The following is a 13,077-nucleotide window of genomic DNA, read 5'->3' on the forward strand; positions in this document are numbered from 1 at the left end:
CAGGTAATCAGGTGCTGGAGTTTTTCAGCAGGAATTTAAGATCGGCGATCACGTCCTTGTAGGAGACGCTGTCGTCGTAACGCATCATGATCCAGCCGGCCGGATCTACCAGGTACCAGCTGTCCGGGGCGCTGGCATGTTCCGCAAACAGGCTGCGCATCTGGCCTGTGTCGCCCTGCAGCACCCGCATTTCCCCGTGTTCGCGTTGCAGGTATCCGGCAAAATTCGCCGGAAGCGGATGTCCGTCACTGAGATGATCCACCTCCAGGCGGGTGTCCGCGGGGACCACGTCGCTCACATAGAAGCGGCGGATGCGATTGTACTCCTTGCCCATGGCCAGGTGTATCTGCCGGGTCAGGTAAAGCAGGTGTTCGCAGGCAGCGTCACAGCTTGCGCTCTCGTTCGCCACTACAAATGTCCACTGGAGCTCCAGCGCAGCGAAGTCGAAGGCGCTCCCATCGACTTGCGTCAGGCCTGCTTCGGCCAGTTGGCGGGGAGGCTGCACCAATTGGCCGCGGTTGGCGGTACCCAGCATGCCGACTATGTCGAGGTTGCCCTTGACCACAAAGAACCAGAGCCAGGTCGCAGCCAGGATCATGGTCACCGGCAAACCGGCAATCAGTAGCAGCACCAATCGACCGTGATTGTCACCGGCCGCGCCGGGGGGATGGCTTTCGCTTTGCACCACTCAGTTCTCCAGGATTTCTCGTCGGCGCAGCCATTGCCAGATGTTGGAGCTGCGCAGCAGGAACAGTATCACCAGTGCCAGCGCCATGCAGAACCACTGCACAGCGTATCCGGTGTGTTTGGCCGGACTGGCATTGACCAGCGGCCACTCGGCCGCCAGCGCCGCCGGTTCTTCCGGCCCCAGGCGCAGGGACCAGGGGAAGACCTCGCGGTCGAGGCGCGCGCCCAGGGCCGCGGCAAACCCGGGGGCTTCCAGCGCCTGCACGACCAGGGGCCAGTCGCCGTTCAGCGACTGCTCACCCAGCAGGTAGGGCTCGTCCGGCGCCACATAGATGGTGCCGCGAATAACCTGCGGCCCGGTGGACAATTCGACCCGGGGCAGGGTACGCCGGGCCGGATCTCCTGCCACCCAGCCACGATTCACAAGCAGGCTGCGGCCGCTGCCGTCACCCAGGTGGAAGAGGGCGATCACCTCGTAGCCAAAGCGGCCCTGCCGCACCCGGTTGTCCAGCAGCAGGTAGCGCCGGGGGTCAAATTCGCCGCGGGCGAGGGCGGGGCGATAGGCCAGTTCGTCGGCACTCGCCTGCCACAGTGTCGCGATGTCCGCTGGTGCCAGTGCGCGGCGCTCATCGAAGGTCTGCGCCAGAGCCCGCTTTTCATCGGCCCGCTCCAGCTGCCAGAAGCCCAGCCCAATCAGCAGGGGCAGCAGCAGGGCGGTGAACAGGGTCGTACGCCACTCCAGATCGAACTGCAGGCGCTGCGCTTGAACCATCAGCAACGCCCCGAAAGCAGCCGCGAGATGCCTGGTTTATACTGCCCGGCCCTGTAAGAGGAAGTGAACATTGTTGAAGATCGCGATAATGCTGCTGATGGTGGCGCTGGTTGCCAGCCTGATAAGTGGATTCTATTTTCTGATGGTGGATCAGGGGGATCGCCGCAAGCGTCGCCTGTGGCATTCCCTCGGCGTGCGCCTGGCCCTGGCCATTGGCCTCGCGGCCCTGATTGTCTATGGCGTGGCCACCGGCCAGCTGGGCCACCGCAATCCCTGGGATGCCGGGCCGGCCGCAGCGCAACAGCCGCCGGCCGAAGCCGAACCGGCGGCAAGCGACTGATTACAGAATGTAAACGAACAGGAACAGGAACACCCACACCACGTCAACGAAGTGCCAGTACCAGCTGGATGCCTCGAAGCCGAAGTGGTCGTCTGCGGTGAAGTGACCGTACTTCACAGAGCGAATCCACTGGATCAGCAGCATGGTCATGCCCATCATCACGTGGAAGCCGTGGAAACCGGTCAGCATGAAGAAGGTGGAACCGTAAATCCCCGAGTTCAGGGTCAGGCCGTAGTGGGCGTAGGCTTCGTAGTATTCCAGCGCCTGCAGGCCGACGAACACAATACCCAGCAGCACGGTCAGGCCCAGCCAGATATTGAACTTCTTCTTGTTACCATCCAGCAGTCCCAGGTGAGCGATGTGCACAGTCACGCTGGATGACAGCAGGATGATGGTGTTCCACAAGGGCAACCACAAATACCAGGCCGCAGCATCGGAGAAGGCCATGCTCTTCTCGTAGCTCTGGAACTCACCGTTGTTGGCGATCAGCTGGCTGCCGACGCCGCCCACGGCTTCCTGGGGGGTGGAGGCCATCGGCCAGCTGTACTGGAAGCCTTCCCAGAGCAGGTTGTTCATACGCCCCGCTTCACCTTCACCCGCCAGCCAGGGGCCGGCCAGGTTGCGCACATAGAACAGCACGCCGAAGAAGGCGAAGAAGAACATCACCTCGGAGAAAATGAACCAGAACATACCCAGCACATAGGATTTCTTCAGCTGGGCGCTGTTCATGCCGGCGATGTTCTCGCGGATGGTGGTGCGGAACCACACGAACAGCGTGCCGGCGAAAAAGGCCAGGCCCACGTAGAGAATGGTCCAGGAGGGGGCACCGTCGCCAAAGGTCATCTGGTTCAGGCCGTGGGATGCACCGAAAATGCTGAGGATCAAGCCGATGGTCGCGAAGATCGCCAGCTTGCTCTTCTCCGGTACGTAGTACTTTTCGTACTCAGTGGATGTTTCGGTATTCATGTTATTGGTTCTCCATTGAACTCACACCGGCCCCAACCGGTGATCTCAGCGGGTCGCAACTGCGCCCGCCGCCATGTCGGTCACATCAAATATCGTATACGAGAGCGTGATGGTGTGGATATCACGCGGTAAATCCCTATCGACGATAAACACCAGCGGCATTTCTGCGCTGGACTCACCTTCCAGGGGCTGCTGGTTAAAGCAGAAGCACTCTGTTTTGTGAAAATACGCCGCCGCGCGACTGGGCGACACGCTGGGAATCGCCTGCGCCACCATATTCTTCGGCAGCGGGTTGTAGGCGGTAAACACCGTGTCGTTGGACGCGCCCGGGTGCACTTTCATTACCGTCTGGCTGGGTGAAAACTCCCAGGGCATGCCCTCGTTGTTGGTGGCCACGAACTGGATGGTCACCGTACGGCTCTCATCCACCCCGGACTGCACTGCCGTGTAGGCCTGGCCCGACGTCTTGCCGTTGATGCCCAGGGCATCGCACAACACATTGTACAGGGGCACCATCACCACGAACACAAAGGCGAACATGCACGCCGCTACCGCCACCAGCTTGATGGCGGTATCGATGGCAGGGTTCGCGCTAATGCGGATCACGGCTGGTCATTCCCTCAGGAGTGCGCGTGGCTCGGGTCGATCTTCGGCGGCGTCTCGAAGGTGTGGTAGGGCGCCGGAGTCGGTACCGTCCACTCCAGGCCTTCGGCACCATCCCAGACTTTCTCGTCGGAGGTGGGCTTGCCGGCCACGATGGTCGCGATCACGTTGTACAGGAACAGGATCTGCGAGGAGCCGTAGATGAACGCGCCGATGCTGGACATCATGTTGAAGTCAGCAAACTGCAGGGCGTAGTCCGGAATCCGTCGCGGCATGCCCGCCAGCCCCACAAAGTGCTGCGGGAAGAAGGTCAGGTTGAAGCCGATAAAGGAGATCCAGAAGTGGGTCTTGCCCATGGTCTCGTTGTACATGCGGCCGCACCACTTGGGCAGCCAGTAGTACACGGCGGCGGTCATGGAGAATACCGCCCCGGCCACCATCACGTAGTGGAAGTGCGCCACTACGAAGTAGCTGTCGTGGTACTGGAAGTCCGCCGGGGCGATGGACAGCATCAGGCCGGTGAAACCACCGATGGTGAACAGCACCAGGAAACCCAGGGAAAACAGCATCGGGGTTTCGAAGGTCAGTGCGCCGCGCCACATGGTGGAAATCCAGTTGAACACCTTCACCCCGGTGGGGACGGCGATCAGCATGGTGGCGTACATGAAGAACAGCTCACCCGCAATCGGCATGCCCACCGTGTACATGTGGTGGGCCCACACGATGAACGACAGGAAGGCGATGGACGCGGTGGCGTAGACCATGGAGTCATAGCCGAACAGCGGCTTGCGCGAAAAGGCAGGGATAATCTGCGATACCACGCCGAAGGCCGGCAGAATGATGATGTACACCTCGGGGTGACCGAAGAACCAGAACACGTGCTGGAACAGGACCGGGTCACCGCCTCCGGCGGCGCTGAAGAAGCTGGTGCCGAAGTGGATATCCATCAGCATCATCGTCACCGCTCCCGCGAGCACCGGCATCACCGCCACCAGCAGGAAGGCGGTGATCAGCCAGGTCCACACGAACAGCGGCATCTTCATGTAGGTCATACCCGGGGCGCGCAGGTTCATCACCGTGGCGATAATGTTGATCGAGCCCATGATGGAGGAGATCCCCAGCACGTGGATACAGAAGATGAAGATGGTCACCGACGGCGCCGCGTAGGTGGTGGACAGCGGGGCGTAGAAGGTCCAGCCGAAGGCCGGGGCGCCGCCGTCCATGAACAGGGTGCTGGCCAGCAGCAGGAAGGCCGGCGGCAGGATCCAAAAGCTCCAGTTGTTCATCCGCGGCAGGGCCATGTCCGGCGCCCCGATCATCATCGGGATCATCCAGTTGGCCAGGCCCACGAAGGAGGGCATGATCGCGCCGAACACCATCACCAGCCCGTGCAGGGTGGTCATCTGGTTGAAGAACAGTGGATCAACCAGTTGCATGCCGGGCTGGAACAGCTCGGCGCGGATGATCATGGCGAACGAGCCGCCAAGAATGAACATCGCGAAGGAGAACCACAGGTACATGGTTCCGATATCTTTGTGGTTGGTGGTAAACAGCCACCGTGAAAGGCCCTTGGCAGGACCGTGATGATGATCTCCCATCGTTATCTCCTCCAGTTAGCCTTTCTTGTGATTAAAGACGTCGATCGGCTGCACCATGTCACCCATGTTGTTGCCGAACGCGTTGCGTTGATAGGTAATGACGGCCGCCATGTCGACGTCGTTGAGCTGGCCACCAAAGGCCTGCATCGCGGTGCCGGGTACGCCGTTGATACCCACTTCCAGGTGGCCGGACAGGTCGCCGGTGGCGATCGGGCTGTCGGCGATGGCCTTGCCGAGGCCGCCTTCGCCGTTGGCGCCGTGACAGGCTGCGCAGGAGCGGTCGTAAACACTCTTGCCGCGCTCCATCAGCTCATCCATGGAGAAAGTCTGGGCCATCAGCTTCTTGATTTCGGCGGCTTCCGCCTGTTTCTCGCTGAGCCAGCTGGCGTACTCTTCCTTGCTCACCACATTGACCACAATCGGCATGAAGCCGTGGTCCTTGCCGCAAAGTTCGGCGCACTGGCCGCGGTACACACCCTCTTCTGTGGCGTGAGTCCAGGTCTCATTGATGAAGCCGGGGATGGCGTCTTTCTTCACCGCCAGCTCCGGCACCCACCAGGCGTGGATCACGTCATTGGCGGTGACCAGGAAGCGGACCTTGGTATCCACCGGGATCACCAGGGGCTCGTCCACTTCCAGCAGGTAGTGCTCGCCCTTGTCCGCGGTGTTGTAGATTTCGCTCTGGGGCGTACGCAGGTTACTGAAGAAGGCAACGTTCTCGCCGCTTTCATTCAGGTATTCGTATTTCCATTTCCACTGGTAGCCGGTAATGAGCACGTCCATCTCGGCGTCCTCAAAATCGTAGATCTCCAGCAGGGTAGACGTGGCGGGAACCGCCATACCGATCAGGATGAAGAAGGGCACGACGGTCCAGGCGATCTCGACCTTGGTGCTCTCGTGAAAGGTAGCGGGAGTGACACCCCGTGATTTGCGGTGGTAGTAGATGGAGTAAAACATCACCCCGAATACCAGCACGCCGATGATGACGCAGATCCAGAAGATGGTCATGTGCAGATCAAAGATACTCTGACCCACATCGGTGGCGCCCGGTGACATATTGACTTCATTCACCTTGGCAGCCGCAGCAACGGTACCGGCGTGCAGCAGGCCGAACAGCATCAGCACAGGACCAAGCGCCAGGGCGGTAAGCCGCTTCGCTCTCAAGAACATTTCCCGTGTCTCCATTATTTATATCGGTTATTGTCCCCACAGCCGATGCGCCCGGTGACGTCCGCTTGCCGCACCCCTGTGTAAAGTCCGTAGCCGCTGGCAGATGCGGCCACTGACCCTGGGGAGTGCAGAATTAGGAGACGTCTTGAACGTACCAGCTGACACAGTCGCCGCCCCTGCGACGAATTGTCGCGGGAGGCAGGCCGGCCGAGTATACCGAAAGAAAACCGCAAAACCTACACAGAGCAAGGGTTTCCAGCGCTCCCCAGGAAGGCCATTGCAGCGTTCCGGCGGTGGATCAACCGGCCTTATTTCCTGCCTGCATACCAGATATGCCCTCACTTAGCCCGTTAGACCGCAAAATCTGGGGTATTGCCTGGCCGGCCATGCTCTCGAATATTTCCATCCCCCTGCTCGGGCTGGCGGATGCCGCCATCCTCGGCCACCTGGACAGCCCACTCTACCTCGGCGCTGTCGCGATCGGCGGGGCTCTGCTGGCCTTCCTGTACTGGGGCTTCGGCTTTCTGCGCATGGGAACCACAGGCCTGGTGGCCCGGGCTGTGGGTGCCGGGCGCGAACAGGAGGCTCTGCTGGTACTGGCGCGCTCGGCGGTGCTGGCACTGGTTATCGCCGCCATGCTGCTGACCCTGCACCCACTGCTGCTGGCAGCCGGTTTTGCCCTGATGGCGCCGGCATCAGACATCCTGCCCCTCGCTGACAGCTACGTGCGCATCCGCCTGTACAGCGCGCCCGCGGTACTGGTGACCTACGCAGTGGTGGGCTGGTGCATTGGTCGGCAGGACACCCGTCGCCCACTGCTGATCGTGATCAGCACCAATGTCCTCAACATTCTGCTGGACCTGTTCTTCATCCTCGGCCTCGGCCTGAACAGTGACGGTGCCGCCCTGGCCACAGTCATTGCCGAATACAGCGGTTGCGCCCTCGCCCTGTGGCAGGTGTGGCTGGCCCTGCCCGAAGCCAGGTGGCGTGAGATCGCCCGCCAGTTGTGGCGTCCCGCTGACTACCACGAACTGCTGCGCAGCAACTGGCACCTTTTCGTGCGCACTATTTGCCTGCTGGCGGGCTTCGCCTTTTTTACTGCCGCTGGTGACAAGCTGGGCAGTACCGTGCTGGCCGCCAACGCCCTGATGCTGCAGTTGTTGATGTTCTGCGCCCACGCCCTTGACGGCTTTGCCTTCGCCGCCGAAGGGCTGACCGGACAGCGGCTGGGGGGCGGGGACCGGGCCGGTTTTCAGGCCGCGGTGAAGCGCTGCGCACTGTGGTGCGGCGTCACCGCTGTGCTGTTGACGCTGCTGCTGTGGCTGGGCGGGTACTTTCTGCCCCAGTGGCTGACCGCCCTGGAGATGGTGCGCGAAACCATGCGAGCGCACTGGCCCTGGCTCTTGCTGATGCCACTGGCAGCGGGCCCCAGCTATCTGCTGGATGGGGTATTTATCGGCGCCGCGGAGACACGGCCGATGATGGTGACCATGCTGGTGAGCGCAGTGCTGGTTTACCTGCCGGTGTGGTATCTGAGCCGGGACTGGGGCAACCACGGCCTGTGGCTGGCCTTTGTGCTGTTCAACGCCGCCCGCGGAGCGACGCTGTACCCCGCCTATCGGCGGCGCTGGGGTGGAAAACAGAGCTTGCGCGGGATAACAGGTTGATGCGATGCCGGTATGTCGTTCAGCGCCCGAAGGGCGTGATTGAGTTGCATGGCAGACAATGGGCCCCAGCCTTCGATGGGGCGACTGGGTGGGTTCTTGGCCCCCTGTTTTACTTGTCTTTTACCGGGTCCACCAGGCGCACGGTCTCAGCCGGTGCCTCGCTGCGCCGCGCCGGTCGATTGACCCGGGTGTGCGGCTCCTGGCGGGGAGCGTCCGAGGGACGGGCCTCGCTGAAGCCGCAGGCCACACACTCCCGTTCATCGGTATCCGCATCCACCACGATGGTGTCCATCTCGCTGCAACGGGGACAGACGGCTCCGGCGATAAAGCGGCGGCGGTGGGGGGCTGGCATGGAAAGACCTCGGCGTCGGCGCTGCCAGGAGGGCTGGCAGGGTGAAAACAGGGCCGCTATTGTAGCAGTTTTGCCGGAGCAGACAGCCATGAAACACTACACCGAGACCAGCCTGCGCAGCTTCCGCGGCCAGCGCCCGGTGCTGGGCGAACGGGTAATGATCGACCCCAGCGCCGTGGTACTGGGAGATGTGGAACTGGGAGACGACGTCTCCATCTGGCCCCAGGCCGCGGTGCGCGGCGACATGCACCGCATCCGCGTGGGCGCCCGCACCAGCGTACAGGACGGTTGCGTACTGCATATCACCCACGCCGGCCCCTACAACCCGGAGGGCTGGCCACTGCTTATCGGCGAAGACGTGACCATTGGCCACAATGCCACCCTGCACGGCTGCAGCATCGGCAACCGGGTACTGGTGGGCATGGCCGCCACCGTGATGGACGGCGCCGTGGTGGAGGACGAGGTAGTGATCGCCGCCGGCGCCCTGGTGACCCCCGGCAAGCGCCTGCGCAGCGGTTACCTCTATGCCGGCAGCCCGGCGCGGGAAGTGCGCGCGCTGTCGGATGCCGAACGGGACTACTTCTGCTACAGCGCCAACAACTACGTGCAGCTCAAGGAACAGCACCTGGCGGAACTGGAGGCCTAGCGGATGGTGCGTACGCGCCGTTCAGCGAACGCTGCGCACGGCGCTCTCGCTCAGGCGGCAGCGAGCGCCTGCCGCAGCTGGTTGATCACCGGCCCGGTGGCCGGGCGCACACGGCGCCAGCGGTAGAAGGACTCCGCTGCCTGCTCCACCAGCATGCCGAGGCCATCGGCCACCGCCCAGGCGGTATTCAGTGCAGCCCAGCGCATGAACACGGTCGGCTCCGCGCCGTAGACCATGTCGTAGCAGCAACTGCGGGCGGTGAGCAGACTGCCGGGGAGGTCGGGCATTTCACCGCTGAGACTGGCGCTGGTGGCGTTCACCACCAGGTCGAACTGCCGGTCCGCCAGCAGTTCATAGCCACCGCCATCGATGGCGCCCAGTTCGGCGAATTCGGCCACCAGCTCGCGCGCCTTCTCCGCCGTGCGATTGACAATTGTGAGGGAGCGGGGCTTTTCACGCAGCAGGGGCTCCAGTACCCCGCGCACGGCGCCACCGGCACCGAGCACCAGAATGCGCTGCCCCTGCAGCGTCCAGCCGAGGTTGGCCACCATGTCGCGCACCAGGCCGACGCCGTCGGTATTATCGCCGTAAAGCTGGCCTTCATCCGTCAGGTACAGGGTATTCACCGCACCCGCGCGCTGCGCGCGCTGGCTGCACTCGTCGGCCAGTGCAAACGCCTGCTGCTTGAAGGGGACGGTGATATTGAGGCCGGCACCACCGCCCTCGAAGAAATTCCGCACCGAGCGTTCGAAGGCATCCAGTTCCACCCGCACTGCCCGGTACTGCATGTCCTGGGCGCACTGTTCGGCGAAAGCGGCGTGGATAACCGGGGATTTGCTCTGCTTGATGGGATTGCCGAAGACGGCGTATTTGTCGCTGTTACTCATAGCCCTTGCTTCCGGTTCGGGTTCCGGCTCAGGCCGGCTGCAGCCAGTCCCGCGACTGCAGGAAATACTCGGTCAGTTCCGCTTCGGGCGTGCCGGCAACGGGCCGGTAGTCGTACTCCCAGCGCACCAGCGGCGGCAGTGACATCAGGATCGCCTCGGTGCGGCCGTCGGATTGCAGCCCAAACAGCGTCCCCCTGTCAAACACCAGGTTGAATTCGACGTAACGACCCCGCCGGTAGAGCTGGAACTGGCGCTCGCGGTCGCCGTAATCCGCAGCTTTGCGGCGCTGCACGATAGGCAGATAGGCGGGAAGGTAGGAGTCGCCGATGGCCCGCATGAAGGCAAAGCTGGTGTCAAAATCCCAGCGATTCAGGTCATCGAAAAACAGGCCGCCGACGCCGCGGGGCTCGCGGCGGTGCTTGAGATAGAAGTAGTCATCACACCACTGCTTGAATTCCGGATAGACCTCCTGGCCGAAGGGCTCACAGGCCTCGAAGGCGGTGCGGTGCCAGTGCCGGCAGTCTTCGCGGTTGCCGTAGTAAGGCGTGAGATCGTAGCCCCCGCCGAACCACCACACCGGCTCTTCGCCCGGCTTTTCCGCCACGAACAGCCGCACATTGGCGTGGGAGGTGGGCACATAGGGATTGCGCGGGTGAACCACCAGCGACACCCCCATGGCCTGGAAGCTGCGCCCGGCCAGCTCCGGCCGCGCGGCGCTGGCGGAGGCCGGCAGGCCGTCACCGTGGACATGGGAGAAATTCACCCCGGCCTTTTCAAACACCGCCCCGTCGCTCAATACCCGGCTGCGGCCACCGCCGCCGGCTTCGCGCTCCCACTCATCCACGATAAATCCGGCCCGGCCATCCTCAATGGCCAGCGCCTCGCAGATGCTGTCCTGCAGGGAAAAAAGATAGTTTTTTACGGCGTCGATTTGCATGCTTGGAAAAACCGCGGAGCTCACAGGCGGGGCATTATAGGCCGCCCGGGACTCAGGTTCGAATAATTTGGTCGCTAACCAGGTCGCGGATCACACTGGGGCGGGCAGCGCCGCCGACGGCGCCGGGTACCAGGGCGTCGAGTTCGGCCCCGAAGTAGCGCTGTACCTGGAACGCAGAGCGCGGCGCCTGGCAGCCGCTGCGGTTGGCGGAGGTGGACACCAGCGGGCCGCCCCAGGCATCGCACAGGGCCGCCATACCGGGGTGTGCGGTGACCCGCACCGCCACGGCCTCCCGGCCGCCGTGAATCCATGCCGGCACCAGGTCGCGATGGGGGATGAGCCAGGTGGTGGGGCCGGGCCAGGACAGGGCCAGCTTGCTGCGCTGGGCGTCCGTGAGGCCCTCGAGCAGCGCGGCGACCTGGTCCGTCGATGAGGCCACCAGAATAACGCCCTTTTCCACCGGGCGCTGCTTCAGCGCCAGCAGGCGCTCCACCGCGGCGAGGTTGTCGGGATCACAACTCAGGCCCCACACCGCTTCTGTGGGGCAGGCCACCACACCGCCCGCGGCGAGAGCGCGGACGGCTTCCTGCAGACGCAGGGGCGTGGCGGACATCAGCCTTTCAGAGAGGCCTGCAGGGCTTCGTCCTTCTGGCGGATGGCCTCGGCGTTGGCAGCGCGCTCTTCGCGCAGCTTTTCCGCCAGGCTTTCGTCGCCGACAGACAGGATCTGGGCGGCCAAGTAGGCGGCGTTCTTGGCGCCGGCCTTGCCAATGGCCACGCTGGCCACGGGAATGCCCGCGGGCATCTGCACGGTGGACAGCAGGGCGTCCAGGCCGTCCATGGAGGCGTTCATCGGCACACCGATCACCGGCTTGACCGTGGTGGCCGACACGGCACCTGCCAGGTGGGCAGCCATGCCGGCAGCGGCGATAAATACCTGGCAACCGCGGGCCTCGGCGTCCTTGATGAAGGCCTTGGTCACTTCCGGGGTACGGTGGGCAGATGTGATGCGGGCCTCGAAGGGAATGCCGAAGGAGCGCAATACAGCAAAGCTTGCCTCCATGACCGGCAGATCGGAATCGGAACCCATAACGATAGCAACAAAGGGCTTGCTCATAGCGTTTCTCCGCGAATTGGGGTGGACCCTGTCAGTCCGGGGGTGAAAGAGCGCGAAATGTACCCAAAGCCCCCTCCGAAGGCAAGGCGGGACGGGGCTTCGCGTACACAGCCGCCAACCTGATCAGCGCTGCTCAGGCCCGGCTGTAGGCGCCGTTTTGTCGCCGCACCTGCCCGGCCAGCTCGAGTGCCGACAAGCGCGAGAGCACCTGGGCCAGGGGCAGGCCACTGTGCAGCACCAGTTCATCGGCGCTGGCGCGGCCGTCGCCGAGCAGTGCCAGCAGGGGATCGACGCCAGGCTCATCCACCGCTTCCCCGCCACCGGAATCCGGCGGTTGGTGCAGCGGCAGGCGCAGTGAAACACCGCCCGGCAGCAGCGCCAGTTCCGCCAGCAAATCCTGGGGATCCTGCACCAGCCCGGCCCCGTCGCGCAGCAGGCGCAGGCACCCGGCGCCGCCAGGATGGTAAATCGACCAGGGCAGGGCAAAGACCTCCCGCCCCTGGTCCAGGGCAGTGCCGGCGGTGATCAGCGAACCGCTGGGCAGGGCGGCCTCCACCACCAGCACCCCGAGGGCGAGGCCGCTGACAATGCGGTTGCGACGGGGAAAATGCTCGGGCAGGGGCTGGCTGCCCGGAGCGAACTCGGTGATCAGGCAACCGCTGGCGATCAGCGACGCCCCCAGTGCGCGATGCCGCCGGGGGTAGATCTGCTCGATACCGGTGGCCATCACCGCCACGCTGGCCCCTCCAGCGGCCAGCGCGCCCCGGTGGGCGGCGCCGTCCACACCCAGCGCCAGGCCACTGGTCACCACCAGCCCGGCCCGGGCCAGTTCACCGGCAAATTCCGCGGCCGCCCGCAGCGCGTCGTGGCTGGCCCGCCGCGCTCCGACAATGGCCAGCTGCGGGCGCCGCAACAGCGCCGTGTCACCACGACAGTAGAGAAGGGGCGGCGCATCCTGGATGGCCCTGAGCTGTTGCGGGTAATCGCTGTCGCTGCTGCAGAGCAGACGGGCCTCACAGGAGAGAACCGCGTCGAGTTGTCTTTCCACATCAAAGCGGGCGTCCGGGCTGCGGCCGCTGTCCCGCAGTTTGCCAAAGTCCGCGGCGAGGGTCGGGGCGGCCCGGCGCAATCGCCAGTCGTCGGGATCCGACAGCCACAGGCCATCGACGCCGCCATAGCGGCCGAGGAGTTGCCGCAGCTGTCCCGGCGACAGTTCCGGCAACGCCTGCAACAGCAGCGCGCGCCGCAGTGTTTCAACAGCCATAACCCTCGTCCCTGAGTGCCCTGATACTGCCTGTGTACAGTGGTGGAAGCTATGCGGCCAGCGTTCGCGGCC

At 63.8% G+C, this 13,077-nt stretch carries 15 protein-coding genes; 3 read left to right on the forward strand and 12 right to left on the reverse strand.

What is annotated here, in order from left to right; all coding sequences use genetic code 11:
• Positions 1-7 precede the first annotated feature (7 nt).
• Positions 8-688 carry a hypothetical protein gene (locus tag FVW59_RS07755; RefSeq protein ID WP_246139669.1) on the reverse strand — a complete coding sequence of 227 codons (681 nt, stop codon included), beginning with the start codon at positions 686-688 and terminating at the stop codon, positions 8-10.
• Entirely contained in the window at positions 689-1,459 is a 771-nt protein-coding gene (locus FVW59_RS07760; RefSeq protein WP_148063689.1) for an SURF1 family protein, read from the reverse strand.
• A gap of 73 nt (positions 1,460-1,532) precedes the next feature.
• Here FVW59_RS07760 and FVW59_RS07765 point away from each other — a divergent pair, with 73 nt between their 5' ends.
• Positions 1,533-1,799, forward strand: a complete 267-nt coding sequence (locus FVW59_RS07765) for a DUF2909 family protein (protein WP_342779692.1) — start codon at positions 1,533-1,535, stop codon at positions 1,797-1,799.
• On the opposite strand, the gene FVW59_RS07770 is transcribed toward FVW59_RS07765, so the two are convergent.
• From FVW59_RS07770 to coxB, 4 genes are read right to left on the reverse strand one after another with little or no spacing between them, the layout of a single operon-like run.
• Positions 1,800-2,765, reverse strand: a complete 966-nt coding sequence (locus tag FVW59_RS07770; protein WP_148063690.1) for a cytochrome c oxidase subunit 3 — start codon at positions 2,763-2,765, stop codon at positions 1,800-1,802. It abuts the gene before it with no gap.
• Between the two features lie 45 nt (positions 2,766-2,810).
• Positions 2,811-3,371, reverse strand: a complete 561-nt coding sequence (locus FVW59_RS07775) for a cytochrome c oxidase assembly protein (protein ID WP_148063691.1) — start codon at positions 3,369-3,371, stop codon at positions 2,811-2,813.
• A 14-nt stretch (positions 3,372-3,385) separates the two neighbouring features.
• Positions 3,386-4,966: a cytochrome c oxidase subunit I gene (ctaD, locus tag FVW59_RS07780; RefSeq protein ID WP_148063692.1), complete on the reverse strand. Its 1,581-nt coding sequence runs from the start codon at positions 4,964-4,966 to the stop codon at positions 3,386-3,388.
• Positions 4,967-4,981: 15 nt separating this feature from the next.
• Positions 4,982-6,136: a cytochrome c oxidase subunit II gene (coxB, locus tag FVW59_RS07785; RefSeq protein ID WP_148063693.1), complete on the reverse strand. Its 1,155-nt coding sequence runs from the start codon at positions 6,134-6,136 to the stop codon at positions 4,982-4,984.
• A gap of 386 nt (positions 6,137-6,522) precedes the next feature.
• On the opposite strand from coxB, the gene FVW59_RS07790 reads away from it, so the two are divergent.
• Positions 6,523-7,803, forward strand: a complete 1,281-nt coding sequence (locus FVW59_RS07790; protein ID WP_246139670.1) for an MATE family efflux transporter — start codon at positions 6,523-6,525, stop codon at positions 7,801-7,803.
• A gap of 109 nt (positions 7,804-7,912) precedes the next feature.
• On the opposite strand, the gene FVW59_RS07795 is transcribed toward FVW59_RS07790, so the two are convergent.
• On the reverse strand, positions 7,913-8,155 hold the full coding sequence (locus FVW59_RS07795; protein ID WP_148063695.1) for a YheV family putative zinc ribbon protein: 243 nt from the start codon (positions 8,153-8,155) through the stop codon (positions 7,913-7,915).
• An 88-nt stretch (positions 8,156-8,243) separates the two neighbouring features.
• Between FVW59_RS07795 and FVW59_RS07800 the strand changes: the two genes are divergently transcribed.
• Positions 8,244-8,801: a gamma carbonic anhydrase family protein gene (locus FVW59_RS07800; protein WP_148063696.1), complete on the forward strand. Its 558-nt coding sequence runs from the start codon at positions 8,244-8,246 to the stop codon at positions 8,799-8,801.
• A 50-nt stretch (positions 8,802-8,851) separates the two neighbouring features.
• On the opposite strand, the gene aroE is transcribed toward FVW59_RS07800, so the two are convergent.
• From aroE to dprA, 5 genes are all read right to left on the reverse strand, one after another.
• Positions 8,852-9,688, reverse strand: a complete 837-nt coding sequence (gene aroE / locus FVW59_RS07805; RefSeq protein ID WP_148063697.1) for a shikimate dehydrogenase — start codon at positions 9,686-9,688, stop codon at positions 8,852-8,854.
• 28 nt (positions 9,689-9,716) lie between these two features.
• Positions 9,717-10,625 (reverse strand): oxygen-dependent coproporphyrinogen oxidase, encoded by a 909-nt coding sequence (gene hemF, locus FVW59_RS07810; RefSeq protein ID WP_148063698.1) that lies wholly within the window; start codon positions 10,623-10,625, stop codon positions 9,717-9,719.
• 52 nt (positions 10,626-10,677) lie between these two features.
• Complete coding sequence (gene tsaC / locus FVW59_RS07815; protein WP_148063699.1) at positions 10,678-11,238, reverse strand: L-threonylcarbamoyladenylate synthase type 1 TsaC; 561 nt, start codon at positions 11,236-11,238, stop codon at positions 10,678-10,680.
• Entirely contained in the window at positions 11,238-11,741 is a 504-nt protein-coding gene (gene purE, locus FVW59_RS07820; RefSeq protein ID WP_116368468.1) for a 5-(carboxyamino)imidazole ribonucleotide mutase, read from the reverse strand. Before purE ends, tsaC begins: the two co-directional genes overlap by 1 nt.
• Before the next feature lie 133 nt (positions 11,742-11,874).
• Complete coding sequence (gene dprA / locus FVW59_RS07825; protein WP_148063700.1) at positions 11,875-13,005, reverse strand: DNA-processing protein DprA; 1,131 nt, start codon at positions 13,003-13,005, stop codon at positions 11,875-11,877.
• Positions 13,006-13,077: the final 72 nt, after the last annotated feature.

Source organism: Parahaliea aestuarii, from assembly GCF_008064635.1.
Lineage (GTDB): Bacteria > Pseudomonadota > Gammaproteobacteria > Pseudomonadales > Halieaceae > Parahaliea > Parahaliea aestuarii.

Bases quoted from the DNA above. Each gene is read 5' to 3' on its own strand.
- FVW59_RS07760 (WP_148063689.1), bottom strand. From the start codon at position 1,459: ATGGTTCAAGCGCAGCGCCTGCAGTTCGATCTGGAGTGGCGTACGACC.
- FVW59_RS07770 (WP_148063690.1), bottom strand. From the start codon at position 2,765: ATGAATACCGAAACATCCACTGAGTACGAAAAGTACTACGTACCGGAG.
- ctaD (WP_148063692.1), bottom strand. From the start codon at position 4,966: ATGGGAGATCATCATCACGGTCCTGCCAAGGGCCTTTCACGGTGGCTG.
- coxB (WP_148063693.1), bottom strand. From the start codon at position 6,136: ATGTTCTTGAGAGCGAAGCGGCTTACCGCCCTGGCGCTTGGTCCTGTG.
- FVW59_RS07790 (WP_246139670.1), top strand. From the start codon at position 6,523: ATGCTCTCGAATATTTCCATCCCCCTGCTCGGGCTGGCGGATGCCGCC.
- FVW59_RS07795 (WP_148063695.1), bottom strand. From the start codon at position 8,155: ATGCCAGCCCCCCACCGCCGCCGCTTTATCGCCGGAGCCGTCTGTCCC.
- FVW59_RS07800 (WP_148063696.1), top strand. From the start codon at position 8,244: ATGAAACACTACACCGAGACCAGCCTGCGCAGCTTCCGCGGCCAGCGC.
- aroE (WP_148063697.1), bottom strand. From the start codon at position 9,688: ATGAGTAACAGCGACAAATACGCCGTCTTCGGCAATCCCATCAAGCAG.
- hemF (WP_148063698.1), bottom strand. From the start codon at position 10,625: ATGCAAATCGACGCCGTAAAAAACTATCTTTTTTCCCTGCAGGACAGC.
- tsaC (WP_148063699.1), bottom strand. From the start codon at position 11,238: ATGTCCGCCACGCCCCTGCGTCTGCAGGAAGCCGTCCGCGCTCTCGCC.
- purE (WP_116368468.1), bottom strand. From the start codon at position 11,741: ATGAGCAAGCCCTTTGTTGCTATCGTTATGGGTTCCGATTCCGATCTG.
- dprA (WP_148063700.1), bottom strand. From the start codon at position 13,005: ATGGCTGTTGAAACACTGCGGCGCGCGCTGCTGTTGCAGGCGTTGCCG.